At 54.8% G+C, this 26415-nt stretch carries 17 protein-coding genes; 11 read left to right on the forward strand and 6 right to left on the reverse strand.

Going from position 1 to position 26415, the window contains the following annotated elements:
• Positions 1-19 precede the first annotated feature (19 nt).
• From Poly59_RS00235 to Poly59_RS00250, 4 genes are all read left to right on the forward strand, one after another.
• Entirely contained in the window at positions 20-1360 is a 1341-nt protein-coding gene (locus tag Poly59_RS00235) for a class II 3-deoxy-7-phosphoheptulonate synthase (protein WP_146532090.1), read from the forward strand.
• Between the two features lie 106 nt (positions 1361-1466).
• Positions 1467-3140, forward strand: a complete 1674-nt coding sequence (locus Poly59_RS00240) for a sulfatase family protein (RefSeq protein ID WP_146532091.1) — start codon at positions 1467-1469, stop codon at positions 3138-3140.
• 34 nt (positions 3141-3174) lie between these two features.
• On the forward strand, positions 3175-4599 hold the full coding sequence (locus Poly59_RS00245; RefSeq protein ID WP_186775943.1) for a pectate lyase: 1425 nt from the start codon (positions 3175-3177) through the stop codon (positions 4597-4599).
• 120 nt (positions 4600-4719) lie between these two features.
• Positions 4720-6897 (forward strand): FdhF/YdeP family oxidoreductase, encoded by a 2178-nt coding sequence (locus Poly59_RS00250; RefSeq protein ID WP_146532093.1) that lies wholly within the window; start codon positions 4720-4722, stop codon positions 6895-6897.
• Positions 6898-6965: 68 nt separating this feature from the next.
• Here Poly59_RS00250 and Poly59_RS00255 read toward each other — a convergent pair whose 3' ends face one another.
• Both Poly59_RS00255 and hemB read right to left on the reverse strand, forming a co-directional pair.
• Positions 6966-7655, reverse strand: coding sequence for a class I SAM-dependent methyltransferase (locus Poly59_RS00255; protein ID WP_246151269.1), 690 nt, complete (start codon positions 7653-7655; stop codon positions 6966-6968).
• A 4-nt stretch (positions 7656-7659) separates the two neighbouring features.
• A complete protein-coding gene (gene hemB / locus Poly59_RS00260) occupies positions 7660-8670 on the reverse strand; it encodes a porphobilinogen synthase (protein WP_246151270.1) in 1011 nt (336 codons plus the stop codon).
• Between the two features lie 220 nt (positions 8671-8890).
• On the opposite strand from hemB, the gene Poly59_RS00265 reads away from it, so the two are divergent.
• The 5 genes from Poly59_RS00265 (at position 8891) to Poly59_RS00285 (ending at position 19082) form a co-directional block, all read left to right on the forward strand.
• Complete coding sequence (locus Poly59_RS00265) at positions 8891-12241, forward strand: PSD1 and planctomycete cytochrome C domain-containing protein (RefSeq protein WP_146532095.1); 3351 nt, start codon at positions 8891-8893, stop codon at positions 12239-12241.
• A 6-nt stretch (positions 12242-12247) separates the two neighbouring features.
• Complete coding sequence (locus Poly59_RS00270; RefSeq protein ID WP_146532096.1) at positions 12248-13696, forward strand: DUF1501 domain-containing protein; 1449 nt, start codon at positions 12248-12250, stop codon at positions 13694-13696.
• A gap of 73 nt (positions 13697-13769) precedes the next feature.
• On the forward strand, positions 13770-15305 hold the full coding sequence (locus Poly59_RS00275) for a family 16 glycoside hydrolase (RefSeq protein ID WP_146532097.1): 1536 nt from the start codon (positions 13770-13772) through the stop codon (positions 15303-15305).
• Positions 15306-15599: 294 nt separating this feature from the next.
• Positions 15600-17627 carry a hypothetical protein gene (locus tag Poly59_RS00280; RefSeq protein WP_146532098.1) on the forward strand — a complete coding sequence of 676 codons (2028 nt, stop codon included), beginning with the start codon at positions 15600-15602 and terminating at the stop codon, positions 17625-17627.
• Positions 17628-17666: 39 nt separating this feature from the next.
• Entirely contained in the window at positions 17667-19082 is a 1416-nt protein-coding gene (locus Poly59_RS00285) for a polysaccharide biosynthesis/export family protein (RefSeq protein ID WP_246151271.1), read from the forward strand.
• Here Poly59_RS00285 and Poly59_RS00290 read toward each other — a convergent pair.
• A complete protein-coding gene (locus Poly59_RS00290) occupies positions 19079-20353 on the reverse strand; it encodes an NAD(P)/FAD-dependent oxidoreductase (RefSeq protein WP_146532099.1) in 1275 nt (424 codons plus the stop codon). The genes Poly59_RS00285 and Poly59_RS00290 overlap by 4 nt on opposite strands.
• Before the next feature lie 41 nt (positions 20354-20394).
• A complete protein-coding gene (locus Poly59_RS00295) occupies positions 20395-21729 on the reverse strand; it encodes an MBL fold metallo-hydrolase RNA specificity domain-containing protein (RefSeq protein ID WP_146532100.1) in 1335 nt (444 codons plus the stop codon).
• A 237-nt stretch (positions 21730-21966) separates the two neighbouring features.
• Between Poly59_RS00295 and Poly59_RS00300 the strand changes: the two genes are divergently transcribed.
• Positions 21967-22290, forward strand: coding sequence for a hypothetical protein (locus tag Poly59_RS00300; protein ID WP_146532101.1), 324 nt, complete (start codon positions 21967-21969; stop codon positions 22288-22290).
• A gap of 197 nt (positions 22291-22487) precedes the next feature.
• Entirely contained in the window at positions 22488-23840 is a 1353-nt protein-coding gene (locus tag Poly59_RS00305; protein WP_146532102.1) for a M14 family metallopeptidase, read from the forward strand.
• Positions 23841-23859: 19 nt separating this feature from the next.
• Here Poly59_RS00305 and Poly59_RS00310 read toward each other — a convergent pair whose 3' ends face one another.
• Entirely contained in the window at positions 23860-25152 is a 1293-nt protein-coding gene (locus Poly59_RS00310) for an outer membrane protein assembly factor BamB family protein (RefSeq protein ID WP_186775944.1), read from the reverse strand.
• On the reverse strand, positions 25142-26305 hold the full coding sequence (locus Poly59_RS00315) for a hypothetical protein (RefSeq protein WP_146532104.1): 1164 nt from the start codon (positions 26303-26305) through the stop codon (positions 25142-25144). The genes Poly59_RS00310 and Poly59_RS00315 overlap by 11 nt, the downstream gene beginning before the upstream one ends.
• Between the last annotated feature and the right edge of the window lie 110 nt (positions 26306-26415).

Genomic DNA, 26415 nt, shown 5'->3' on the forward strand with positions numbered 1-26415 from the left:
ACTTTGCACGAAATCTTTTATGAGCGAATGGCAGCCATCGTCCTGGCGGAACAAAACGGCGCTACAGCAACCGGTGTATGCAGACCAAGACGAACTCGGTCGTGTGATCGATGAACTGGCGACCCGCCCTCCGTTGGTCACGAGCTGGGAAATCGAACGGCTGAAGTCTCAGTTGGCTTCTGCGGCGGTAGGCGATGCGTTCTTGCTGCAGGGAGGCGATTGCAGTGAAAGCTTCGACGCTTGCCAGGCTGACCCAATCGAAATGAAGTTGAAGGTCTTGCTGCAGATGAGCCTGGTGCTGGTGTACGGGATGCGCAAGCCCGTAATCCGAGTTGGACGCATCGCAGGCCAGTACGCCAAGCCGCGGTCCAGCGACCTGGAGACTCGCGACGGCGTTAGCTTGCCGTCGTATCGCGGGGACTGTGTCAATCGAAGTCCTTTCACGGCGGACGATCGCTGTCCCCAGCCAAGCAATTTGATCGGAGCCTTCAACCGTTCAGCTCAGACGCTGAACTACTTGCGAGCTTTGACCGAGGGCGGATTTGCCGACATCAAGCATCCCGAAAATTGGGAACTGGATTTCGTGACGCAATCGTCTCGATCAAGTCAGTATCACCGGATGGTCCACGGCATCAGCGATTCGCTGGATCTGCTTGGGGTGATCGGCGGTGTATCGCGATCCGACTTGTCGCGAGTTGATTTTTACACGTCGCACGAAGCACTGCTGTTACCGTATGAGCAAGCGCTGACGCGGCGAGCGATCGCAGGCGACGGTTGGTACAACTTGGGCACGCATTATCCGTGGATTGGCGATCGCACTCGGGCGATCGATGGAGCTCATATCGAGTATTGCCGCGGGATCCGAAATCCGATTGGTATCAAAGTCGGACCGAGCATGACGCCTCAGGAATTGTGCAAATTACTGGACGCGCTGAACCCGTCTCGCGAGGCCGGCCGGTTGACTTTGATTTGTCGTTTTGGCACCAGCAAGATCGCCCACTGCTTACCCACGTTGATCGATGCCGTGGTCGCCGCGAAGCATCCGGTCTTGTGGTCCGTCGATCCCATGCACGGCAACACGATCACGACCGACGAAGGCATCAAAACAAGGCACTTTGATCAGATCCTGGACGAAGTCCGACAGTCGTTTGCGATTCACGCCGAACAGGGGACCGTGGTTGGCGGGATTCACCTGGAACTGACGGGCAATGAAGTGACTGAGTGCATCGGCGGTTCAGGCGGGCTTGGCAGTCGAGACCTGGCACGAGCGTACGAGAGCAATGTGGACCCGAGATTGAATTACGAACAAGCAATGGAGATCGCATTTTTGATTGCCGACCAAGCTCGTGAGTCGAACTGAACGTACGATTCAGACAACCTTACCGGCCAATCGCTGTATTCGTAGAGAGACCGGTGTAGAATCGGTTTCTGCACTAAGACCGATCGCCCTTTAACCCCGCCCCGCTATGAATTGCAGAATCCTTTTGCTGCCCTTGGTTGTTTGGATGATCGCTGCATCGTCGCCTGCCCAAGCTGAGCAGTCGCGTGACAACGACCGTCCCAACATCCTGTTCATCATGTCCGATGACCACACAGCTCAGGCCGTCGGCGCCTACGCGACCTTGTTGAAGGAACTCGACCCGACCCCGACCATCGACACCCTAGCGGCCGACGGGATTTGCTTTGACAACGCATTTTGCACCAATGCGATTTGCACTCCGTCACGGGCCTGCATCATCACGGGCCAGTACGATCACATCAACGGCGTCTTTGACTTGAACGGCCAAATCAAGGGGCCAGACCAAACGTTGCCGATCGCAATGCGCGAAGCGGGCTACCAAACGGCCATGATCGGCAAATGGCATTTGAAGGAAGAACCGAACTACGATTACTACAAGGTACTGCCAGGCCAGGGCAAGTATTTTGACACCGAGTTTCGTATCCAAGGCGACAAGGCGTGGCCTAAGAACACGGTCGCGTATCCCGGCTCGCATTCGACGGACGTGATCACGGATGCGGCGTTGGATTGGCTGAAGAACAAACGTGATCCCAGCAAGCCGTTCTTTATGTCGCACCACTACAAGGCGCCGCACGACTATTTCGAAAGCAACCCACGCTACGACAGCTACTTGGCCGATGTCGAGATTCCCGAACCCAAGTCGCTGTGGGAACGGCCGGAAACTTGGGGGTCGATTGCGACGCGAGGCTATAACGACGAATTGACCCGGCACATTGGAACATCAATTGGCCGCAGAAACTTGCGACGGTCTTATGCGGAAGACTTGCCCAAACAGTTTCCCAAGGAATTCAAGTGGGACTTTAAAGACCCGAACCTGTCGGACGATCAGATCAAGCACTTGGCTTATCAGGCATACTTGAAAAAGTACCTTCGCTGCGTCAAAGGCGTTGATGAAAATTTAAAGCGATTGTTCGACTACTTGAAGTCCGCAAACTTGTTCGACAACACGCTGATCGTTTATACCGGCGATCAAGGATTCTGGTTGGGCGAAAAGGATTTCCAAGACAAACGTTGGGCCTATGATCCGTCCGAGCGGATGCCATTCATTGTTCGTTACCCAAAAGCCATCCCGGCTGGAATTCGCAGCGACGCGATCATCGAGAACGTCGACTTCCCTGCGATGATGATGGATTTTGCCGGGGCCGAAATTCCAGCATCGGTACAAGGCCAGTCGTTTCGTTCGATCTGCGAAACCGGCAAGGAACCGGCTGATTGGAAACAGGCGACGTACTATCGGTATTGGATGCACATGGCCCACCACGACAATCCTGGTGAAATGGCGATTCGAACGAAGACTCACAAGCTGATTTTTTTCTACGGATGCGACTACGCAGGAGGCGACCAGACGCCGCCGGCGTGGGAACTCTACGACATGATTAAAGATCCCGAGGAACTCAACAACGTCTACGATGATGCCGCTTACACGACGATTCGCGACGAATTGAAATCACAGTTTGCCGCGCTTCGCAAGCATGTCGGCGATGACGGCTCGCACTATCCCAAGACAGAAGCCGTAGTCCAAGAGTTTTGGGACTACGATGAAGCAGATCGTCAAAAGGCAATCGCGATCTCTGCCGATTTTCGCAAGCGACGCGAAGCAAGCTTGAAGAACAAAAAATAGGTAGCTAACGATGCTTGGGCGAATTCGATTGTGGATGACGACTTCAATCCCAACCTTCCTGTGTTGGATGTCACTTTCAGCCATCGCAAACGCGGATGGCGATAATCGTCAACATGTGCTCGATGCCATGCATCGTGCGTCGACTTACTTTCACCAGCAAGTCGCTTCGCACGGCGGCTATGTCTATCATTACTCGCTCGATTTAACGATGCGCTCGGGCGAGGGGGCGGCAACGAAGGACCAAATCTGGGTCCAGCCGCCGGGTACACCGACAGTTGGGATGGCCTACTTGGCCGCCTATCACGCAACGGGCGATCCGTTCTATTTGCAGGCAGCCCTTGATGCTGGGAATGCGCTTCGGCACGGACAATTAAAGTCAGGTGGTTGGACCAGTGCAATCGACTTTGACCCGCGAGGCACTCAGGTCGCCGACTATCGCAATGGCCACGGTCGTGGCAAGAACTATTCGACACTCGATGATGGAAAGAGCCAATCGGCAATTCAATTCCTGGCGAAGCTGGACGAGGCGACCGGATTTGCGAACGAAGCGATTCACGAATCCGTCATATTCGCGCTCAATGCATTGCTAGGTGCCCAGTTCGCCAATGGCGGGTTCCCTCAAGCATGGCCAATGACGACCGGCACCAAGCCGCCAGAAAATCTAAAAGCAAGTTACCCCGAATACGATTGGCGCACCGAACACCGCATCAAAGAGTATTGGTACTTAAGCACACTCAATGACAACTTGGCTCGCGATGTCGCCGAGACACTAGGCGAAGCCTATCGCGTTTACAAAGACCCTCGGTTTTTGGATTCGCTGCGCCGACTAGGCGATTTCCTGTTACTGGCCCAAATGCCCGAGCCCCAACCTGGTTACGCCCAGCAATACACGCCACAGATGAAGCCGGCTTGGGCTCGCAAATTCGAACCGCCAGCGATAACGAGCAGCGAGACTCAGTCTACTCTCTTCGCATTGATACTGATTTCGGAATTGACGGATGAAACGAAGTACCTTGCACCGATCGAGCCGGCACTGAAGTGGCTTCAGCGGTCTCTGCTTTCCGACGGCCGTTTGGCAAGGTATTACGAATTGGAATCTAACCGGCCGTTGTACATGAAACGTTCCGGCGACGTGTACTCGTTGACCTACCAAGACGATGACTTGCCGGGGCATTATGGATGGAAAGTCAGTTCGAAACTTCCGCAAATTCGCAAAGCACTGGACCGCACTGAAGCAGGCAAGTCGATTAAGTCTCAGACATCGCTGAAGTCGCTGTCAAAGCAGGCGTCGTTGATCGCCGATTCACTGGACGAATCGGATCGCTGGGTCGACATCTCCGACGGTTCGCGAATGGTGGGGCAGCTCAAGTTGCCCAGCGGCGAGCCATACCTGTCGAGCGAAACATTTAGCAAGAACATAACGATTCTGAGCGAGTTTCTTTCAGCGTCAAAGCCTTAGCGTCATGAAGCGAGGCCGCCAAACGCACGTCGGTTGAAAATGATTCCGACGCCGGTTGCAGATAAACCACATCGACTAGAATGACGGGGAATCAACACCTAGCGGAAAGGCAGTGAACACGTGAAAGTTGGCAGCGGCGGTGGATTTCGTGCGATTCTCTATACCTTCAAGAAGGGAAAAGAAGTCGGGGGAGTCTGGAAACTCTACAAAGCGCTTCGGTCTCGAAACTCGTGCAAAACTTGCGCGTTGGGAATGGGCGGCCAAAAGGGCGGCATGGTCAACGAGGCCGGACATTTCCCTGAGGTGTGCAAGAAGAGCATGCAGGCGATGGCCGCCGACATGCAACCTGGTATCGACCCCAATTTTTGGAAGAAAACGTCCGTCGCTCAACTGCAGCAGATGACACCCTACCAATTAGAACGGCTTGGTCGGTTGATTCATCCGATCCGGTATCGACAGGGCCGCACACACTTTGAAGTGATCACTTGGCAAGCAGCATTCGATGCAATCGCGGAAAAGTTCAAATCGCTGACGCCGGATGAATCCTTTTGGTATTTCAGCGGCCGCAGCAGCAACGAGGCTGGGTTCCTGCTTCAATTGATGGCGCGAGTTTACGGCACGAACAACGTCAACAATTGCAGCTATTACTGCCACCAAGCCAGCGGCGTTGGGTTGCAGTCAAGCGTCGGCAGCGGCACCGCGACGCTTGAACTGGCTGATTTGGAAAAATCGGATTGCGTGTTCTTGATCGGTGGCAATCCGGCCAGCAATCACCCGCGGTTGATGACAACGCTGATGCAGATTCGGCGTCGCGGCGGCAAAGTGGTCGTGATCAATCCGGTGCGAGAAACTGGCTTGGTTCGGTTTCGCGTCCCCAGCGATCCGGTTTCATTGATGCTGGGCACCAAGATTGCTAGCCACTATTACCAACCGCACATCGGCGGCGATCTGGCGCTATTGTGGGGGATTGCCAAAGCCGTCAAGAAAATGGGCACGATGGACGAAGCGTTCCTGCGTGATCATTGCAATGGCAGCGAAGAATGGGCGATTGCAGTTGATACGTTGTCGTGGGAGGAAATCGAAGCCAAGTCGGGCGTGCCACGCAGCGAAATCGAAGAAATTGCCCAGGTCTATTCGGCGTCAAAACACGTCGTATTTTCGTGGACGATGGGAATCACGCACCACGACAACGGCGTCGAAAACGTGCAAGCAATCGCTAACTTGGCAATGTGCCGCGGCATGGTCGGACGGCCAGGTTGCGGTCTGATGCCAATTCGCGGGCACAGCAATGTGCAAGGCATTGGCAGTGTCGGCGTGACACCAAAACTGAAAGACAAGATTTTCGAATCACTGCAATCAAAGTTTGGCGTGGACCTACCAACGACGGTCGGTAAAGACACACTGCAGTGCATGGAATCGGCTCACCTGGGCGAGATCAAGGCCGGGTTCTGCTTGGGAGGCAACCTGTACGGTTCAAACCCGGATTCGACGTTCGCGGAAAAAGCGTTGTCGAATTTAGAAATGAACGTGATGCTGAACACGACGATGAACACAGGACACGCATGCGGACTTGCCGCCGATACAATCGTATTGCCAGTGCTAGCTCGCGACGAAGAACCCGAACCGACGACCCAAGAGTCGATGTTCAATTACATCCGGCTAAGTGACGGGGGACCACGGCGGTTGCCTGGCCCGCGCAGCGAAATCGAAGTCATCGCGGAAATCGGCGAGCGTTTGGTGCCGAACACCAAAGGCATCGATTGGGATGCGATGAAGAAACCGACGACGATTCGCGACTGGATCGGTGCGGTAGTGCCGGGTTACGAAAAGATCACCGAGATCGACAAGACAAAGCAAGAGTTTCAAGTCGAAGGACGGACTTTCCATCAAATGAAATTCGGAACCGACGATGGCCGCGCGATCATGCACGTCCACTCGCTGCCCGAATTGAAGGGCCGTGATGAGACCGAACTTCGCATGATGACGGTTCGCAGCGAAGGCCAATTCAACACTGTCGTTTACGAAGAAGAAGATCTGTATCGGAACCAAGATCGTCGAGACATTATCCTGATGCATCCGGATGACTTGACGCGACTGGGACTGCAACATGATCAACGTGTCACAGTAAAGAGCGACACCGGATCGATGAAAAACATCCTAGCGCGAGGATACGAAGAAATACGTCCCGGCAATGCGTTGATGTACTACCCCGAATCCAATGTGTTGGTATCGCGGAAAGTTGACCCGTCCAGCAAGACGCCTGCGTTTAAGAACGTCGTTGTGACGATTGAAGCGTAGGCATTGCAGGTTGTCGGCATGCGCAACGAGAATCATAAATGCCAGCAAGTCGATACAAGGCTTGGCCGTTAGTCGGCCAAACGCAGCTGCATCACTCGAATCGGGTGCTCTGGGTCGTCAGCCAATTCAATTTTGTGCTCGGTATAGTCCCAACCTTGACCTTGAATCCAATCGCGGAACTCGTTGGCGATGAAACGAAACGGATCACTCAACAGAACCTCGCCACCGTCGGCCAAGTGATCTCGCAAACACTGATCCAGTTCCGGCCATAGAGCACGCAGGTAAGTCACATCGCTGCCCAAAATCAGCGGAAACTTCGGATCGTCAAGCCGATCCAACCCGAACCTCAGTCGCTCGACACGGCAGCGATCAGCCACCGCAAGCGTGCTCATCCGGACCAACATCAACGGATCGTTTACTCCGTCGGTCAAGACAACGTTGGCGCCGCGCATTGCAGCGGCCAAACCGGCGTGTCCCGTTCCACAACCGAGTTCCAAGACTCGCATGCCGCTGAGATCGATACGCTCGAGGTAATGATCTAATCCCGATGCGGCGCGCCAGGTTGCGGCCCAAAACGGATCAATCACACCTTCTTCACCGGCATCCTGTCGCTCGCAGGCTTCGATTAGCATTCCATCGGGATCCGATGCTACCGCCAAACGAGATTCCTGGCCGGCGATCATCGTCGGTTCCCAGTGCCATTTGATTTTTTCGTCGGCAAGTTTGGCCAGGCCCTGCATCACTGAATCGTCACTCATCGAATCAACCATCCGCCTTAAGAAGCTTGGCGGCATCTGCCGCAAAGTACGTCAACACACCATCAGCGCCCGCTCGCTTGAATCCCATCAAGCTTTCGATCATGACCTGCGATCGATTCAGCCAACCGTTCTGCGCTGCAGCGCAGATCATCGCGTACTCGCCACTGACCTGATAAGCAAAGGTAGGCACTGCAAATGTTGATTTGACGCGGTGAACGATATCCAGATACGGCATCCCCGGTTTGACCATCACACTGTCAGCGCCTTCGGCCAAATCCAATGCGACTTCGTGAAGCGCTTCGTCGGACTGAGTCGGTGACTGTTGATACGTTTTCTTACTGCCGCCGGCCAAGTTTCCGGACGAACCCACCGCATCGCGGAACGGACCATAAAACGCGCTGGCATACTTGGCCGCGTACGACATGATCTGCACGTCGGACTTGCCAGCACCATCAAGCGCTGTGCGGATCGCGCCAATGCGACCGTCCATCATGTCGCTTGGCGCAATGATATCGCAACCGGCATTGGCTTGGACGATCGACTGTTGGCATAGCACTTCGACCGTTTCATCGTTGACGACATAGTCACCCACTACAAGACCATCGTGCCCATGGCTGCTGTAGGGATCTAACGCGACGTCGCAGATCACACCAAGCGAGTCACCGACTTCGGCCTTGATCGCGCGAACCGTGCGGCAAACCAAATTGTCGGCATTGGTGGCTTCCCGTGCATCTTCGGTCTTCAATTTTGAATCGGTCGCTGGAAACACAGCTATGGCCGGAATGCCAAGCTCACACGCCATCACGGCCTGGCGTGCGATCTGGTCAGCGCCTAACCGATCAACACCCGGCAGCGAATCGACTCTTTGTCGACCATTTCCGTCGAACACAAACCAGGGCCAGATCAAATCGGCCGCTGTCAGCGCATTCTCGGCAACCATACGGCGAGCCCAATCATGCCGACGGATGCGGCGCATTCGGGTTGTAGGGTAGGGGGCGCGTTGAAATTCGGGCATCAAGCATCGTTCCTTGTTTCATGACAACTTCGTGAGTGCACGTTCACGGCCGACATATTAACAGTGTGTTCGAAAAGGGGTCAGTCGGGCGATTTTCACGAACTGAAGCCAAATTTTACCTCGCCGAGACGCAATCACCACAAAACTGGTATGCAACGAAGCGAGCACGGCAGGTTAACATAGAGTTCCCGCCTCGATCCCCACCCAAGAGCCTGCCCGCATGAGCCACCGTCGATCTGCCGCTGCCTGCCTGCTTGCCATCATCACCTGCGCGTCCATGTACGCGGACGGCCTGACACCTCGCGAAGAATTCTTCGAAAACCAAGTTCGTCCCCTGTTGGTCGAAAAGTGCATGGAGTGTCACAGCGAAAAGCTTCAGGAATCCGATCTGAGACTTGATTCGCGAGAATTGATCTTGCAAGGCGGAATCAGTGGCCCTGCTGCCATCGCGCGGAACATCGAAGACTCGTTGATCGTGAAAGTGATTTCTGGCGACGAAAATTTCGAGCGAATGCCGCCCGATGAACCACTTGATAATGACGAGATCAACATCTTAAAAAAGTGGGTACGTCTGGGGATGCCTTGGACGTCGGTCGAATCGTTCGCGGAAACCGAATCCGGAGACCAAATTCCCTTGGGCGATCAAGTGGCGATCGGAAAAGCGGCGCTTCGGCACTGGGCGTTTCAGCCAATCGCCAAAGTTTCACCGCCCGGCGACAGCAATGGATTGAACACGAATCCCATCGACGCCTTCATCACAGCCCGTTTAAAAACCGAAAACCTGAAACCAAACTCGCCCGCCGAACGCACGGTTTTGGCGCGGCGGATGTACTTTGATCTGATCGGGCTGCCGCCGACACACGAACAACTCGATGCACTGGAGCACGACCAACGGGCCGACAAAGAAGTGCTTGATGAACTTGCGACTACGCTGTTGTCGAGTGAACATCACGGCGAACGGTGGGCTAGATATTGGCTAGACCTTGCAAGATACGGTGACACCCGTGATTGGCAGGCCCAAGCCGAACTCCGCTATCCCTACGCCTACACATACCGCGACTATGTGATCGACAGCCTCAACAGCGACAAACCCTACGATGATTTCGTACGTCAACAGATCGCAGCGGATTCGTACACCGACGATCCTTCATCCCCTGACTTAGCAGGCCTAGGCTTATTGACCGTCGGACCGCAGTTTCGAAACAACAAACTGGAACAGATTGCTGACAAAATCGACGTGGTTTGTCGAGGCCTGATGGGGATCACGGTCAGTTGCGCCCGGTGTCACGATCACAAGTACGATCCGATTCCGACAGAAGACTTCTATTCACTTTACGGCGTGTTCGCCAGCACGCAGGTTCCCGATAGTTTTCCCGTGATTCCGGGAAAAAACATACCGCCGAAAATCGAAGCTGAATTTCGCGATCAGTTGTCCGTCAAACAAGCGGAACTGGAAGACTACAAACAGGGGCTCAAGCGAACAGCGGAAGCTGCCCTGAAGAAAGACTTCGCCATTTACATGGACGGGTTCGACATCATGACGATCCAAAAAAAGTCGGACATCCGTGGTACGGTCAGCAAATTGAAAGTGGTCGAAACGGCGATGACACCGCTGAACAACAAGCTCGCTCGAACGCTGACCGACAAGTCGTTGTCTGACGATTCAGTGCTGGGCCCCTGGTTTGACGGGCTATCAGTTTCAGACAAAGACTTTTTAGCCAAACGTGATACGTTGATTGCGAATTGGACGAGCAACCAGAATCTGAATCCGCGCATCGCCGCAGCTCTGAAACAAAGCCCGCCCAAGTCGAGGACAGATTTGGTGGTGATCTACCGAGACGTTTTCGATTCGGTCATCAATGCATGGGTCAAAGAATCACGAACCAAAGCGAAATCAAATGCGAAACTAGACGATGCTGATACGGCGATCCGAAAGGTGCTGTTCGGGCCGACCGGTTGGCTGGATCTTGACGTCGACCAAGTTGTTGCGGCTTCGCGTTTGCTAGGCAAAGGACGCAAAGATCTTGGCGACCGTGAAAAGGCCATCACTGAAGTCGAAGCAACTCATCCGGGTGCCCCGCCCAAAGCCATGACATTGGTCGACTTGGAAAAGCCGATCACGCCGTTCGTGATGTTGCGAGGCGAACCGAATCGCCGCGGCGACCGGGTGCCCAGACAGTTTCTGCGATTGATCGCCGGAGACCAACGCAAACCGTTCAAGGACGGCAGCGGCCGCCGCGAATTGGCTGAAGCAATCGTTGCCCCTGACAATCCATTGACCGCCCGAGTAGCCGTTAACCGAATCTGGTCACGTTACTTCGGCACTGGATTGGCAATGTCACTCGACGATTTCGGACTCCGAAGCGACCCACCAAGTCATCCCGAATTGCTGGATTGGTTAGCGCGAGAATTCATGCAAAACGATTGGTCGATGAAGTGGTTGCATCATACGATTGTGACTAGCGACACCTATCGTCAGAGTTCAGCCGTTCATGACGACGGATTGCTTGCCGACCCGAGCAATCGGATGCTTTGGCGACAGAACCGCCGACGATTGGATTTCGAGGCGATGCGAGATTCAATGTTGGCGGTCGCTGGTTCGCTTGACCTAACACTGGGTGGCCGATCGGTCAAGCTGAGCGAGGTTCCCTATTCAAACCGCCGGTCAGTTTATGCTTACGTCGACCGAATCGAATTAGATCCAATGCTGCGGACGTTTGACTTTGCCTCGCCCACAGCGTCGGCGGCGTCACGTGCGGAAACGACCATTCCCCAGCAAGCTCTCTTTGCGATGAACCATCCGTTCGTCGCACAGCTCTGCCGAAAAATTTCAGGCGATTTAAGACATCGTGATGCGGCCAACGATACCAGTCGTGACATCGCAGCGGTCTATCGCCGCGTGCTGGGCCGAGAACCGTCGCCAGAGGAAGCTTCGGCATCGAGTCAGTTTGTTCGGATGGCCAACGATGTGACTAGCGGCGACGCGACAAGTAGCGGCAGTAACACGTCAACTTGGCGATACGGGTATGGACCGCTGGACGCCGATACGTTCACGCCACTTCCACACTGGACGGGGCAAGTCTATCAAACGAGCGAAGAATTCCCGGATCCCCAGTTCAAACACCTTCGCTTGACCATGGCCGGTGGCCATCCAGGCATCAACGAGGAGTTTTGTGCAGTTCGCCGCTGGATCGCACCGGGCGAAGGCGTTGTCCGAATCACGGGCACGCTCAAACACGCCCGCGAAGGCAGCGATGGCATCATTGCAATGATTCGCAGCACCGATGTGACAGAAACGTTTAAGGTGCAACAAAGCAGCAAGGAAACCAAAGTTGGCCGGTTGGCCGTCAAACGAGGCGATGCCATCGATTTCGTGGTCGGTCCCGGCGCCACAACACGAGCCGACTCTTTCGCATGGGACGCCACCGTTGAAGGCATTGATGGCGAACTTAAAAAGCAGCGATGGAATTCGGTCAATGGTTTTCAGTCGCCACCTCCGCCGCCGCTTGACCCGCTTGCCCAACTGGCTCAAGCGTTAATGCTGACGAACGAATTTCTCTATCTGGACTGATCGACGATGAACAACGAAATCCACGCCCGGATGACGAACCGGCGGCAGATGCTGTCGCACAGCGGAATGGGGCTCGGCATGTTGGCGCTTGCCGGGATGATGGCCGACGAAGTCAAGGCCGACCAAGCAAACTCTTCTTCCGCGATCGCGACGGATGTCGCAGGCGGAACTTCGCTTAGCCCGCGTCTGCCACACTTTGCCGCAAGTGCGAAGCGTGTCATACATTTGTTCGCCAACGGTGGCCCGAGCCAAATCGATACGTTTGATCCAAAACCGGCTTTAGAGAAGTTGGCGGGTAAAACGCTGAGCACCGAACTTGCGCGCGACAAGCGACTGGGCGGAGTCGCACATCCGTCAAAATTCAAGTTCGCCAAACATGGCCAGTCTGGAACCGAAGTTAGCGAACTGTTCCCTAACATCGCCAAACATGTCGACAAGATGTGCGTGATACGTTCGATGGTCACGGACGTGCCGAACCATGAACCCGGTTTGATGATGATGAACTGCGGTGACATCGTTCGGCCGCGACCAAGTGTTGGTTCATGGGCGTTATACGGGCTGGGCACCGAAAACCAAAGCCTGCCCGGATATGTCGTCATGTGCCCCAGCGGGTTACCGACCGCGGCGACTGCGAATTGGCGAAACGCTTTTCTGCCGGGCATCTACCAAGGCACGCACGTCGACACCAAGTACACCGACCCTGATGAATTGATCGCGAACATTGAGAACAAATTTCTTGTTCATGATCAACAACAACGGCAACTCGACCTGGTCCGTCAACTGAACAAGTTCCATATTGACCGTCGTGATGACGATCCTCAATTGGCAACTCGCATCGAGTCGTTGGAGTTGGCGTTTCGGATGCAAGACGAGGCTCACGAAGCGTTCGACATTTCGGATGAACCCAAACACATCCAAGAAATGTATGGGGACTCGTTACAAGGCCGACAAATGCTGATCGCCAGACGTTTAAGCCAACGTGGTGTTCGCTACGTCCAGGTCTACCACGGCGCGGGACAACCTTGGGACTCGCATGCCGCGATCGAAAAAAACCATCCGCGTCTAGCAACCGAATGTGATCAACCGATCGCTGCGCTTTTGCAAGACTTGGAACAACAAGGATTGCTCGAAGATACGCTTGTGATCTGGGGCGGCGAGATGGGACGAACCCCAACGGTTCAATTGCCCGTCACCGCCAGTCCCGGCCGCGATCACCACAGCGATGGATTCACGATGTGGATGGCCGGCGGCGGCGTTCGCGGCGGGATGACGTATGGATCAACCGACGAAGTTGGATTGAAAGCGGTCGAAAATCGCGTTCATGTTCATGACTTGCACGCGACCATCTTGCACCTGCTTGGGTTTGACCACACTCGCTTGACGTACCGATACGCAGGTCGCGATTTCCGCTTGACCGATGTCCACGGAAACGTGGTCCACGACATCATCGCTTGACGTATGATCGTCACTACCATGCTGCTAGACTCGTCTGAACCTCTTTTACTCCTTTCCTCGAATTGGTTGCCCCATGTATCGATTCGCCAACTTGCTAGCTCGGACGACTTTGCTGTTCTTATTTGTCTTCATCGCGATCTCACCTTCGGTCGATGCGGCTGATCCGGGATCAAAGCCAGGATCGAAAATCTCAGTCCTATTGATTGACGGCCAAAACAATCACAAGTGGCAAGAGACTTCGCCGATCATCAAACAGACACTTGAAGCCTGCGGGCGTTTCGAAGTCGACGTGGTGACGTCGCCGGCAAAGGGTGGCGACATGGAAAGTTTTTCACCTGACTTTTCAAAATACGATGTCGTCGTTTCGAATTACAACGGTGACCCCTGGAATGAATCAACTCAGAAAGCATTCGAAAGTTTTGTCGCTAGCGGCAAGGGATTCGTCAGCGTGCATGCGGCAGACAACTCGTTCCCGAAATGGGATGGTTACAACCAGATGATCGGACTGGGCGGTTGGGGTGGACGCAACGAATCGAATGGGCCTTACGTGCGATGGAAAGAAGACCTAAAGCGTTTTACTCGTGACACCTCCAAAGGCAACGGCGGAACCCATGGCAAACGGGTTCCCTTTGTGGTGGTTATTCGGGATAGCGACCACCCCATCACGCGAGGATTGCCGGGTTCGTTCATGCAAACGGCGGACGAACTGTACGGCAAACTTCGCGGTCCGGCTTTGAACATGCACGTTTTGGCCACGGGTTTCAGCGCCACAGAAACGGGCGGTACGGGCGAACACGAACCGCTGTTGATGACGGTTCAGTATGGGGAAGGACGCGTGTTTCACACCACACTTGGCCACGATGTCGCCGCGATGCAGGGCGTCGCATTCCAAGTCACCTTGCAGCGTGGGACCGAGTGGGCGTCGACTGGTTCGGTAACCCTACCGCCCGTCGACCAAAAAACTTTATCGATGGACGAAGCGGCTGTCCGTGCCCCGGTTGATGCCACGGCTTCGAATTCCGAATCCATGCCCGACATCAAGAGTGACGGATGGGTTTCGCTGTTTGATGGAACGAGCCTAACCGGTTGGTCCACAAAAAACGGAACCGCGACGTACCGTGTCGAAGAGGGTGCGATTGTAGGAAAGACCGCCGAAGGAAGTCCGAATTCGTTTCTGTGCACCAACAAAACGTACAGCAATTTCGAGCTGACATTCGAGGTCTTCGACGACGTCGATTTAAACAGTGGCGTTCAAATCCGTTCACGAAGCACCGCCGAGTTTAAGGACGGGCGGGTTCATGGACCACAAGTGGAAATCGAAAAATCGCCAGGCGACAGTGGGTACATCTACAGTGAAGGCACGAACCGACAATGGATCTCGAAAGACCGCCCCATTGATGACGCTTTCGTCAACGGTGAATGGAATCGGTACGTGATCCGGGCCAACGGCGATCGCCTGCAAACTTGGATCAATGGGCGGGCGATCGCAGACATCCGTGATCCCGAATCGTTTCAAGAGGGTTTCATCGGACTGCAAGTGCACTCGGTTCCAAAGGAAAGCCCAACCATGACGGTGAAGTGGAGAGATGTGCGCATTCGCGAACTGTAGGCTGTCGGTAAACTTTGACGCCGGAGAGATACAATAAAATCGGTCGGGCAAACTTTGACGACCGCGACTTTGCCTACTATCCGGGTCGCCGGGTTTATCACGGATCTATGCGTTTAAACGCATTGTTGGTTTTTGTCGGATTTGAAACCTCACCAGAGGGATCCCTTGCTTGTGCTCGTACATTGCGTCACCAAAAGTGACGCGGTACGTCGATCTGGATCAGTGGATGTCCAAAGGCAGATCATAAGGACGTGATCGCTTGAGGCATCATTCAGATACGGGACAGGCAAGTTCATGGAAGAAACAAGCCGCTATTTCCGCTCGACCATTCATTGCTGGGCCAATCGTGGACTAAGCAAGGCTGGCATGACGAAGCGGATCGCGATCGCCACACTGATTTGCTCGTGCTCGGCGACATTTACCGTCGCGGACCATCCAGCCACGAAGTCCGAGACATCACTGCGCAGCCTATTGGCACAGGGCTTTGGCGACACGTCGCCGCTCGTCCCGTCAACACCGCAAGCCGCAACACCGCAAACCGCAACGCCATCTGCTGTAGCGCCATCTGCACTTTCGTTGCCAGTCGTTCACGAGAGCACGATTGCGGACGAGAGCCACAGTGAGGCGATCTCGTCACCTAAAGGCGAAATTGTTCCAGCCAATTCCCCAATTGCCCGTTCGATGCCAAGGCCGGTGAGTCAGCTCACACAACCAGCCAACCAATCGCAAACTGATCAGGACGATGACACTCGAGAGACGTCGGCCGATGTCGCCAAGAATGCCCATCCGAATAGCCTAGCGGAACTGCTGCGTCGAAAAAACAATCTGATCCAAGTTCCGAAGTTGGCCGAAGTCTCAAAGCCAAGGGAGCAACCTTCGCCAACACAACCCACCATCACCAGTCGCCAAGTTGCTTCGGCAGTAGAGCCTCAAGTGGTTGCCAAAGCAGATCCAGTGACCGCCCCAGCCAAGGCTGAACGCAAGACGACGAACGAAGGTGCTGCGATTGCTAAAAAATTGCAGTCCACCGAGTCGAGCACTGAAACCCACAAGGCCGAAGCTGTTCCAGCTAAGCCCCAGCGCATGCCATCGCATCCTGTCGCGTTTGCGAATCCGATCGAGTTGCCAGGCCCAACCATGTTGGAACTGCTAGAGGCCGAAACGGCTGAACGACGCGCCGAATTGGATGCAGAGTTCGCGAAACGGAACTTTGAACCTTTGACTGACGTTCCGAACACAGACGTTCCGAACACAGACGTTTCAAACATGGGCGGTGCAAACCAGCTTCAGCAGCCTCAAACAGTAGCCCAATCAACTGGCAAAGCTGTGATACCGGAATCGGCAAGCCATTCGCTGGCGAGCGACGCACTGATTCCACCGCCGTTGATCCCCGCCAATCAAGCGTTACCGACACCATCGCCAACCGCATTGGCGCACGCCAATCGACTGCGTGAGATGGCCCACCAATCGCTTCAGGATGCCAAGGAAAGCCTCAATCGCAGCGCAACCCACTCAGCTCGCAAGCATGCAACCGAATCGCTGCGGATGGCAGTCAACATGCAAGACGCGCTCGAAGGCAGCAATCACCATGCGAAGCACCTCGATACGGCACTTGATGCGATTCGTGAATCCAATGACTTCTCTGGACGATTTGGATTGGTCGACACTCGCGTGTTAGAGCGAATGGTCTCCGTTCACGAAACCGAAGTGCTGAAGAGCCGCGACCTTAGCAGCGTTTCGGCGATGCGGGCGACGGAAGCTTACCTAAGCATTGCCAAGGACAACTTGGTGGCCGCCACGGGTAGTTCAAACGACGCTTGCGATGCACTGGTGATGCTAGGCATTATCGAAAAGCAGTTGCACGACGGCAATGAATCACACGCTGGTGAGGTCGCCATGACGTTACAGCGAGCAGCGATTGAGATTGCACCTACTAGCGCCGTCGCCCACCGCGAACTTGGCATCACGCTGTTGGAACAAGGCCTCGTGCCGCAAGCAGCTTGGGCACTGACACAAAGCGTCCAGCTGCGACCATCGCGAGAAGGCTACAACAGATTGCTGGAAGCATCGCGTCGCATGGGTGATGCCAATGCTTCCCAAAAGTGTTTGGCAGCGTTGCAAGATCCGACACTGCCTAGTGGCATTCCGGTAAAGACACTTGCACCGGATGCATTCGCGGCGAGTTATCGTCCGAATCCGGCGGCAATCCAACCGACGCCGCCAACAACACAAACCGCCTCACCCGAGGTCAACCCGACACGTCCGGCAAAAACCGAAACGCGTGTCTCTACCCGTTCTTTGTTTCCGTTTGGGCGGCGATAGCGATGCACCGTGCATCGTCAATCGTGACGAAATCCAATCGTGTTTAAGTTCCTTCCTGATGGACCGAATCTTCGCGTCTTGAAACTGCGAGTGACCGTGATGGCAATGACTTCCAACCGAATAGCTTGGTCTTTGATGCTGACTTGCCTGATGATGGCTAGTTCAGCAGTAGTGCGAGCCGTGGAAAATGAATCGGTTCCGAAAGCGCCGAAATCAGCTCTCGAGGATCCGGAAATCAAGCTCGGTAAAACCAAGAAGGCCGAGGAACCAATCCCGTCGGCACCGTACTATCCAACGGCTGCCGAATACACCGTGGCGTCTTTGCCCGTTTCATCGGGACCGATCATTTCAAGCCAGTGCGGATGTGGCCAATGCCTAAAATGCGTTGATCGCACCGACGGCACAATGATCGGCGGCTTGGGAATGAAACTCGGCGTTGGACCATGCCCCGCGGGACACCAGTGCTGGCAATGTCCCTATGACGCGCCGTTCAACATCGTTGGACCTGGCGAGTACGCTGGTCCCGCCCGCACCCACCGCCTACCCGAATATCGCTTGCGGACGGGCGACACACTGCAACTGACCTTCATGGTCGCTCCGATGGCTACCGATGGCCCGTATCGATTGGTGGTCGGCGACGAACTGTTGATCGAAGCCGAGGCCGATGAAGACCTGACTCGCGGAACGCTCGAGAAGGGCTTGAAGATTCAACCCGACGGAACGATCACGCTGCGTTTGATCGGCCAGGTTCACGCCGCCGGACAAACGATCGACCAACTTCGCGAAGTGTTGGAAGACAAGTACGTTGAGTTTTATCCAGAGCCTTCCATCGATGTGACACCGGTCAATACAGGAACCGCTGCTCGTCAAGTTCGCGAAGCGATCAGCGGTGCGGGTGGATTCGATCCTCAACAAATTCAACAAACGTTGACACCATCAGGCGAAATTCGTTTGCCTAAGGTTGGCAGCGTTCAAGCCCAAGGTTTGACGTTGGACGAATTGAAGCGTGAAATTAATCTTCGCTATGACGATGCAGTGGGCGGCTTGGAAGTCGAACCATCGCTGATCTCACAAGCCGCTCACAACGTGTTCGTCTTGGGCGAAGTCGGCCAACCTGGCCGTTACGACATGAACAACACGCCAACAACGGTACTGGGTGCCATTGCAATGGCTGGCGGTCACCGTACCGGTGCCAACCTTCGCCAAGTGGTTGTCTTCCGCCGCGGCGACAACTGGGAACTGATCTCGACGACCTTAGATCTTCGCGGAGCCATTCTTGGCCGCGAAGCTCATCCTTGCGACGAAATCTGGGTGCGTGACGGTGACGTAATCATCCTGCCTAGCAGCCCGATTCGATTGTTCGACAACTTCGTTCGACAAGTCTTCACCGAAGGACTCTACGGCGTCCTGCCGATCTCGGGGTCTTACAACTTCGGCGGCAGTTTCAACAACTAGGCTTTGCCGAGGATTGCATCGGCCACCCGGATACCGCTATTCATCGCACCCTGGATGCTTGGCGTTTCGCAGTGGTCGCCGCAAACCAGCATGCCTGCCGGGCCGTCATAATCCGACGCTTGAATCGATCGCATGACCGGTTCAAGCGCTCGACGGGGTAGGGCGTACGGAACTTGATAAACCGCTAGACGATCCCAGTTTTTAACAGTCTCGCCGAACCAACCCACTAGCTGTTTCCGAACGCAGTGATCGAGCTGCTCCAAGTCGTTTCGATCCAGTTCAGGCCCCAGCGGACCAAGACTGATCGAGATCAAGGCTTTTCCAGTCGCCGAATACTCGGGCGCCACATCGGACATCACCGCGACCGTCTGTACCGGTCCCGTGTCGTCCCCACGCAACATCAACTGCTTCCGTTGATCGGGGGACTTGTCCGCTGCGAAATACAGCGTGGTGGTTTGATTCCACTGCGTCGCAATCTTCGCCGTCCCCAGCAATCGAGCAGCGGCAGTGCTTTCGGTCGCGACGACGATCTGTTCAGCCCAAAGGATCTCTCCGCTGCTCAGGTGCAAGCAATCGCTATCGACTCGGGTCACACTTTGTTGCAACCGGACGGATCCGCGTGGCAATCGATCGGCAAGTTGACGCGGGATCGCCGCCATGCCGTCGGCCGGTACAGCGACCTTGCCTTGGGCAAACATACGAAATACGAACTCGAACAATCGACTCGATTGAGTAAGTGATTCGTCTAGAAAGATACCACCGAGAAACGGCCTAAAAAACTCGTCGATCATGGACTGCGAAAAACCAGCCTGCTGTAAAAAATCGATCGTCGGTTGGTCGTTACGATGGTAAAGCTCATCCAGTGTGCCAGAACGAGCCTGGCGCCGGAGCTTAGCGATCGACAGCTTTTCCGACAGACTGCCAACCGGATTCAGCACCGTCGCAATCGCTTGGCTGGGCCGTTGCAAGGGATCGCTTAGAACACGAAACCTTCCTTGTTGACGAATCAACAGACTGGGTTCAAAGAACCGCAACCGCAGCGCGTCGTAGTCCAACATTCGCTGGCATGCCGGATAAGCGGTCAGCATCGATTGAAGTCCATGGTTCATCGTGAATCCGTCAACGACGTCAGTTCGCAGACGACCACCGAGCCGGTCCGTTGCTTCCAACACCGTCACGCGGCGTCCAGCATCGGCTAAAAGAACTGCACAAGTCAGCCCAGCCAATCCGCCGCCAATGATCGCGACGTCGAGTTTTTCTTGAGATTCCATTAGACGATTAAGCGATCGATCGAGTACAGGATTTGTCTGAATCAGATGACATTAAAACCTCGTTCAGTGAGTTCTTCGGCAAACACCTGTTTGGGTTGATACTCGCCGTGGACCAGCCGAATTTGTTCAGGGGGACTGGGCATCGTTTCGACAAAACGAAGCAAGTCGGCTTGATCGGCATGTGCCGAATAGCCATGGATCTGATGCACTTTCGCAGCCACATCGAAGCGTCGCCCATTGAGCCGAACCCATTGGCTGCCGCGGCTGATAATATTGCCGGGCGTGCCACCGGCTTGATATCCGACGAACACGATATCCGTGGTTGGATCACCGATAAAGCGTTTCAAGTAGTTGACGACTCGCCCCCCCGTGCACATCCCACTGCCCGCGATCACGATTGCCGGCAGTCTACGATCAGCTAGGTAATTGACGGTATCACGGTGCTCGCGATGATCGCCAACCGTCGTCAAGTTTTCAAAAACAAGTGGCTGGTCATCCGTTTCTAATTTTGCCTTCGCTTCGATCCCCCAAAACTCTTTCATGTCACGATAGAGTTCGGTGAAACGCGATGCCAAGGGTGAGTCAACGATCACATCGACTTGTTTCATCAACGATCTTCCTTCAGTCGATTGAATGCGTTCGAAGATCGCGTTCATTTCGTACAGAATGGATTGTGTACGCCCCAGGCTAAACGCCGGGATGATCGTAACTCCTTTGTCATCAAGTGTGCGCCGCAGGATCGTTTCCAGCGTGTGTTGCCGATCAGCGGTCGACGGGTGCAGCCGGTCGCCGTAGGTACTTTCCAAAATCAATAAATCGGCACGTTCGGGACAGACCGGATCACGCAACAGCGGATCGTTCCCAGTCCCCAAGTCACCTGAGAACACCACTCGCTTGCCGTCGGGCAAATCAACTTCAAACAAAGTTGATCCAAGCACGTGACCGGCTGTGCGTAGTCGGATTTTGATTCCGCCTGGCACATCGTGCCAAGCGTTATAAGGCAGCGGACGTATCAGTTGTTGGATTTTGCTTTGGAATCGCTTGATCAGATTTCGCGAGCGCGTGAATCCAATCTTTAATGAGTCCGCCATCACGAGTGGCAATAAGCGAGCGGTTGGAATGCTGCAATAAATCGGTTGCTCGAATCCCGCGGCGATCAAATATGGCAATCGTCCAACATGGTCGGCGTGAACGTGAGTCAGCAACATGCCAACGACGCCCTCGATCGAAAACTCGATTTCCGGGTTTGGGTGTTTCGCCGCGTCGTCACCTTGAAAGATCCCACAGTCGACTAGCACGCTTTGGTTCTTTTCCCAAAACAACTGGTGGCACGATCCCGTCACACCATGCTGAGCGCCGTGATGGATCAGTTTCATACCGGGGCCAATCGGGGGTAAGGATTCAGGGAATGGAACGATAAATGACCGCTGACAGACGGCACAAATTAACATTCACCGGCCGGCCTGCCGACCGGGCCAGCGGATGCAGTAATCCGGCGAACGGATGACGGACCAGACTTGTCACATCCCTGGGCGATGATATTGGTACCGCCGGCAAAGGACCTTTGCCGAATTGCAAACAACCTTAACCTCCAACATCGTCGGATCACAATCATGGCTAAATTCTACGTTCAATCTGGTACCGTCCGCACCATCGTTCAAGCCGAATCAAGCCGCAAGGCAGCCCTGTGGGCCGTCCACCAAACGATGCAACAAGTTTTGCCGGTTGCCGACGACATGGACCAAACCGCGGCCAGCAAGACCGACAAAGCCAATCAGCAAGGTTTCACGGTATTGGCGTCGCAGGTCAACGTCAGTGAACGTGGCTTTGATCGTGCCGACGGTGTCACGATGCCGACGATTGAAGTGGTAGCAGAATGGAACCAAATGGTGACGACTCTCGATCGCTTGGAACGAATGCTATACCAAGCGGCGTGAAACCGGAATGTCAACGACACGCGAACGACAAACAACAATCGCGTCCGGATTCACCTTGATTTCAGTGACGCGGGTTCAGTACAAGGGATTTGCTCACCAAGAGTCCCTCCTAAGCCTGCCCGAGTCGCTTCCTGCACCGTCGTTTCCAACGGCAAGTGATGATTGCGGCTCTCGGTCCCTTCGCCATTCATGCTCTGATGACCTCACCTATCGATGACCGGTCGGTTTTACGCGCGCCAACCGTACGCGCGATCCCAATTGCCGCGTTGCTGTTGTCATTCAGTTTCTGCCTTTTGCAGTCGTCACCGGCAACGGCGGACCCTCACAGCAAGTACTCATTTGAATCGATTGCCCAATCGAGCGGTACGACGTTCGTTTCTCAAAAAAACGATATCTTGATCACGAGCGAATTCGCGGGTGGGCGAATGAACCGCTGTGATCAAATCAGCGATGATGAGTTCGCGATCACGATCGAGCCAGAACGCAATCAGATCAATGATAGTGCGTGGTACGCGTTTCGAATCGAATCGACCGCCGCGGAATTGTCGAACACTCACGATGTGACCATTCGATTGAGCTATGTCGGTGGAACCCACCGGTATGATCCCAAGATAAGCCGTGATGGTCGGACTTGGGAAACCGCTGCGCACCTCGTCACTCGCAGGCATCCGGTCGGCAAGGAAGTCGAAATGCGGATTCCATTAGACGGAAAACCTATTTGGGTTGCGGGCCAAGAACTGCTCGACAGCGAAACGCTGGATGTGTGGGCAGACCATCTAAGCGAACAGCCACATGTTAGCCGCAGCGTCATCGGCAAATCGGTCCAAGGCCGCCCCCTGCATCGCTTGGACATCACCGAATCCAAACGCCCCGACTATGTCTTCATCATTGCTCGACAACATCCGCCGGAAGTATCTGGCGCAATCGGCATGATGCATTTTGTCGATGCGATCGCAGGCAAGAGTGAACTTGGCAAACAGTTTCGCGATCGCTACTCGACCGTCGTTGTGCCCATGGTCAATCCCGATGGTGTCGCGCACGGTCATTGGCGATGCAATGCAAACGGAGTCGATCTGAATCGTGACTGGTCTCACTTTAGCCAACCGGAAACGCGAGCCGTGATGGATCAGTTGGTCAAGTACCGCACGCTTGAAGACAACGATCGTGACGAACAACGTCTGTGCCTGTTCATCGATTTCCACAGCACGTTCGACGACGTTTTTTACACAACACCTCGCAAGTCAAATCTGTTCCCCAAGGACTTCACCCAAGATTGGCTCGGCGCGATCCAAGGTCGGTTTCCCAAGTACGAAGTCAATCAGGTCGCAGACCACAACGTACACCGTGCCACTAGCAAAGCCTGGGTCGCCCAGACGCTTGGCGTCACCGCAATCACGTATGAATTCGGTGACGAAACCAACCGTGACACCATCCGATCGGTTGCCACAGGTGCAGCCGAAGAAATGATGCGTTTGCTGATCGACTTGCCGAGCAAACCAACCCAGGGAGCCCGGGTCGCGACCACCAATGCGAAGCCAATCTTAAAGTAAGCCTGAGGCGTTTCCCCATTCACTCGAAACAGTAAACCGTTTCTTTGGCGCGGATGATCAAGCGTCCGTCGGCGATTGCGGGTGAACCTAAGACACCGTCGTCGAGCGTGACTTCGCTAATCACTTCGGCGGACTCGCCTTGGTCTTCTACAACGACACCGTTTCCGGATTGATCGAACGCATAGATCCGATTGCCGGCGACGACTGGAGTCGCCCATCCGCTGCCGATCGAACCGAGCCGTTCTTGCCAGCGCATTTCGCCATCACGAAGCGTGCCACCAACCAAAACCGATCCCTTCAGTGCATAGACGCGGTCTTCGTAGGCGACAACGGATGCGTTCTTAGGACTGAACTTGCTGCTACGCCATGCTTCAATGGGTGAGGTTTTGTCTGCCCCCTCTTCTTTTTCGCTTTGAACCGAATCGCTGCCGACCAGATCGAGCACCAACAAATCATTGCCCGGCAACATCAACAATCCACCGCTCGACGTCGGCGACGGGATGGTAGCTCGCCCCTCTTCGATCTCCCAGCTCGTTACACCGGTCCCTGGATGAACCGCCAATACACTTTCGCCGCTTTGCATGACCACTTCTTGGCTGCCGTCACCTCGGCTAATCAACAGTGGCGATGACCAGTTCGAGCTTTGTGGCCGATCGATCCGCCAACGCGTGACCCCAGATTCCAAGTCGATGCCCGCGGCGAATGAGTCACCCTTGGATTCGACCTGAACCACCACCACGTCACCGGCAATGATTGGCGATGAGGCCATGCCGACGTCATTGCCTGCCTTGGGATATTCGAACCCAAGTCCGCGATACCACATCAGGTCGCCCGCTGTATTTAAGCAAACCAAATCGTTGCTACTGAAGAACGCGACGATTCGTTTTCCGTCACTCGCCGGAGTCGGTGCCGCATTGGCACTCGACGAATGACAAAAAGGTCGTCCGGTCGCGTCAAAGGATTGTTCCCATGTTTTGATTCCGGACTTCAAATCTAGCGCGGTCACGAAGATCTTCTCACCGTCCGGCCCCGCCGAACTGGTCGTGATGACTTGACCATCAACTACGATCGGCCCGGCAACGCTCTTGCCGGGCATGTCGGCTCGCCAAGCCAAGTTACCGTTTTCGCTAGCGTCCAATTTTGCAGGGCCAGCCGAAACGCCACCGCTTCCATCACCTCGAAAGGCCAACCAGTCGTCGCCCATCGACTGTGCGGAAGTGAACGAAACAGTTGCCGCTGCAGCGACAGAGAACAGAATCGTCGCGAGACGTCGTTGCTTAATCGCCATATGGCGTTGCTGTTTAGTTACCACTGGTGAGTCCCTTTCCGTTGAGGTCGGTCAAGCGAAACTGGAATTCCCATTCCTGTGCCCAGCCTTCGGTTTGTTCGTTTTGACAGTTCTTGATCAAGATCGTGTTCTCGCCCGCCTTCAATTCCACCTGAGCGATGTATTGGTCCAGCGCAGTACCTGAGTGATAAATCTTGTTGGCGATCAATTCGTCCCCGTTGATCCAAACTTTGTTCGCAGCGATCGACCCGAGACGAGCCTGGGCGGTTTGCGCGGCCGGTGAATTAAACGTTGTGTAGACATAAGCTACCGCACCTTTCTCTTTGTCGAACGCCGTCGCCAAATCGACATTGCCGGTGTCGCCGTCCGCTTTAATGTCCTGCCAACTCACTTCGCCTTCTTTTCCATCGGCCGCTGGGTTGAAATTGATAGCGGCCGTTCTCACATAATCTTTTTCGACCGAGTACGCGGTATCGAAACCGACACCACCGACGTTATCGAAGGGGCCGATTGTTTTCCAATGTTTGATCATCGCAAACGCTTCCGCGATGCTGGCTGTTTCGCCAAGGCCCTTCAGCGCGGCCACAGCACCTTCGAGTTGCCTTGGCTGGCGAGCCGAAACGAGTGCCTGGCGATACAGTTTTTTGGCGACCGCTTCGTCACCGTCTTGTTTGGCTTGTTCAGCACGACCAAGCACTTGTGCGACTGCCATTTCTCGCAGCGGCAAACTCGGATCGTCCAGGCATTGGCCGATGCGTTGGGCCGCTGGCTCCGGTGCATCCAATTGAAACATTTCCATGGCAAGACCACGTCCAAACATGTTCTTCGAACGGTCCATCGCATAGTCTTCTAGCATGTCAGTTGGCGACAGCGACGTTCTTCGCTTGATATCAAACGCTAGCCCGCGGATCCAGTTACGCGACACCGGATCGGCGCCAGCCATCGCGTCGAGCAAATCTGGCAAGCGATCAGCGGGCAATTGCCGCAGCGAAGTAACGGCCGTAGTTGCTTTACTTAACCCCGCCGCATCGGGCGATACGGACGAGACCGCTGCGAGAGCATCTTCGACAGACAGGGGAGAAGCCGATATTGCCGGCATCCCATCAAACAACAGAGCTGCTGCGGCAATCGCTAGCGAAAAGCGGCGCGAACAAAAAATCAAATCGATCGGTGTCATAGAATCACCAAAGAAAGCGGACGACGAAGTACACCCCAAGAGTGTACCCGGATCGACAAGCAGCGACTTCCCATCGACGTGCCGCCGCCTCAGAACTTCCCAATCAACAG

Source organism: Rubripirellula reticaptiva (assembly GCF_007860175.1).
Classification (GTDB): domain Bacteria; phylum Planctomycetota; class Planctomycetia; order Pirellulales; family Pirellulaceae; genus Rubripirellula; species Rubripirellula reticaptiva.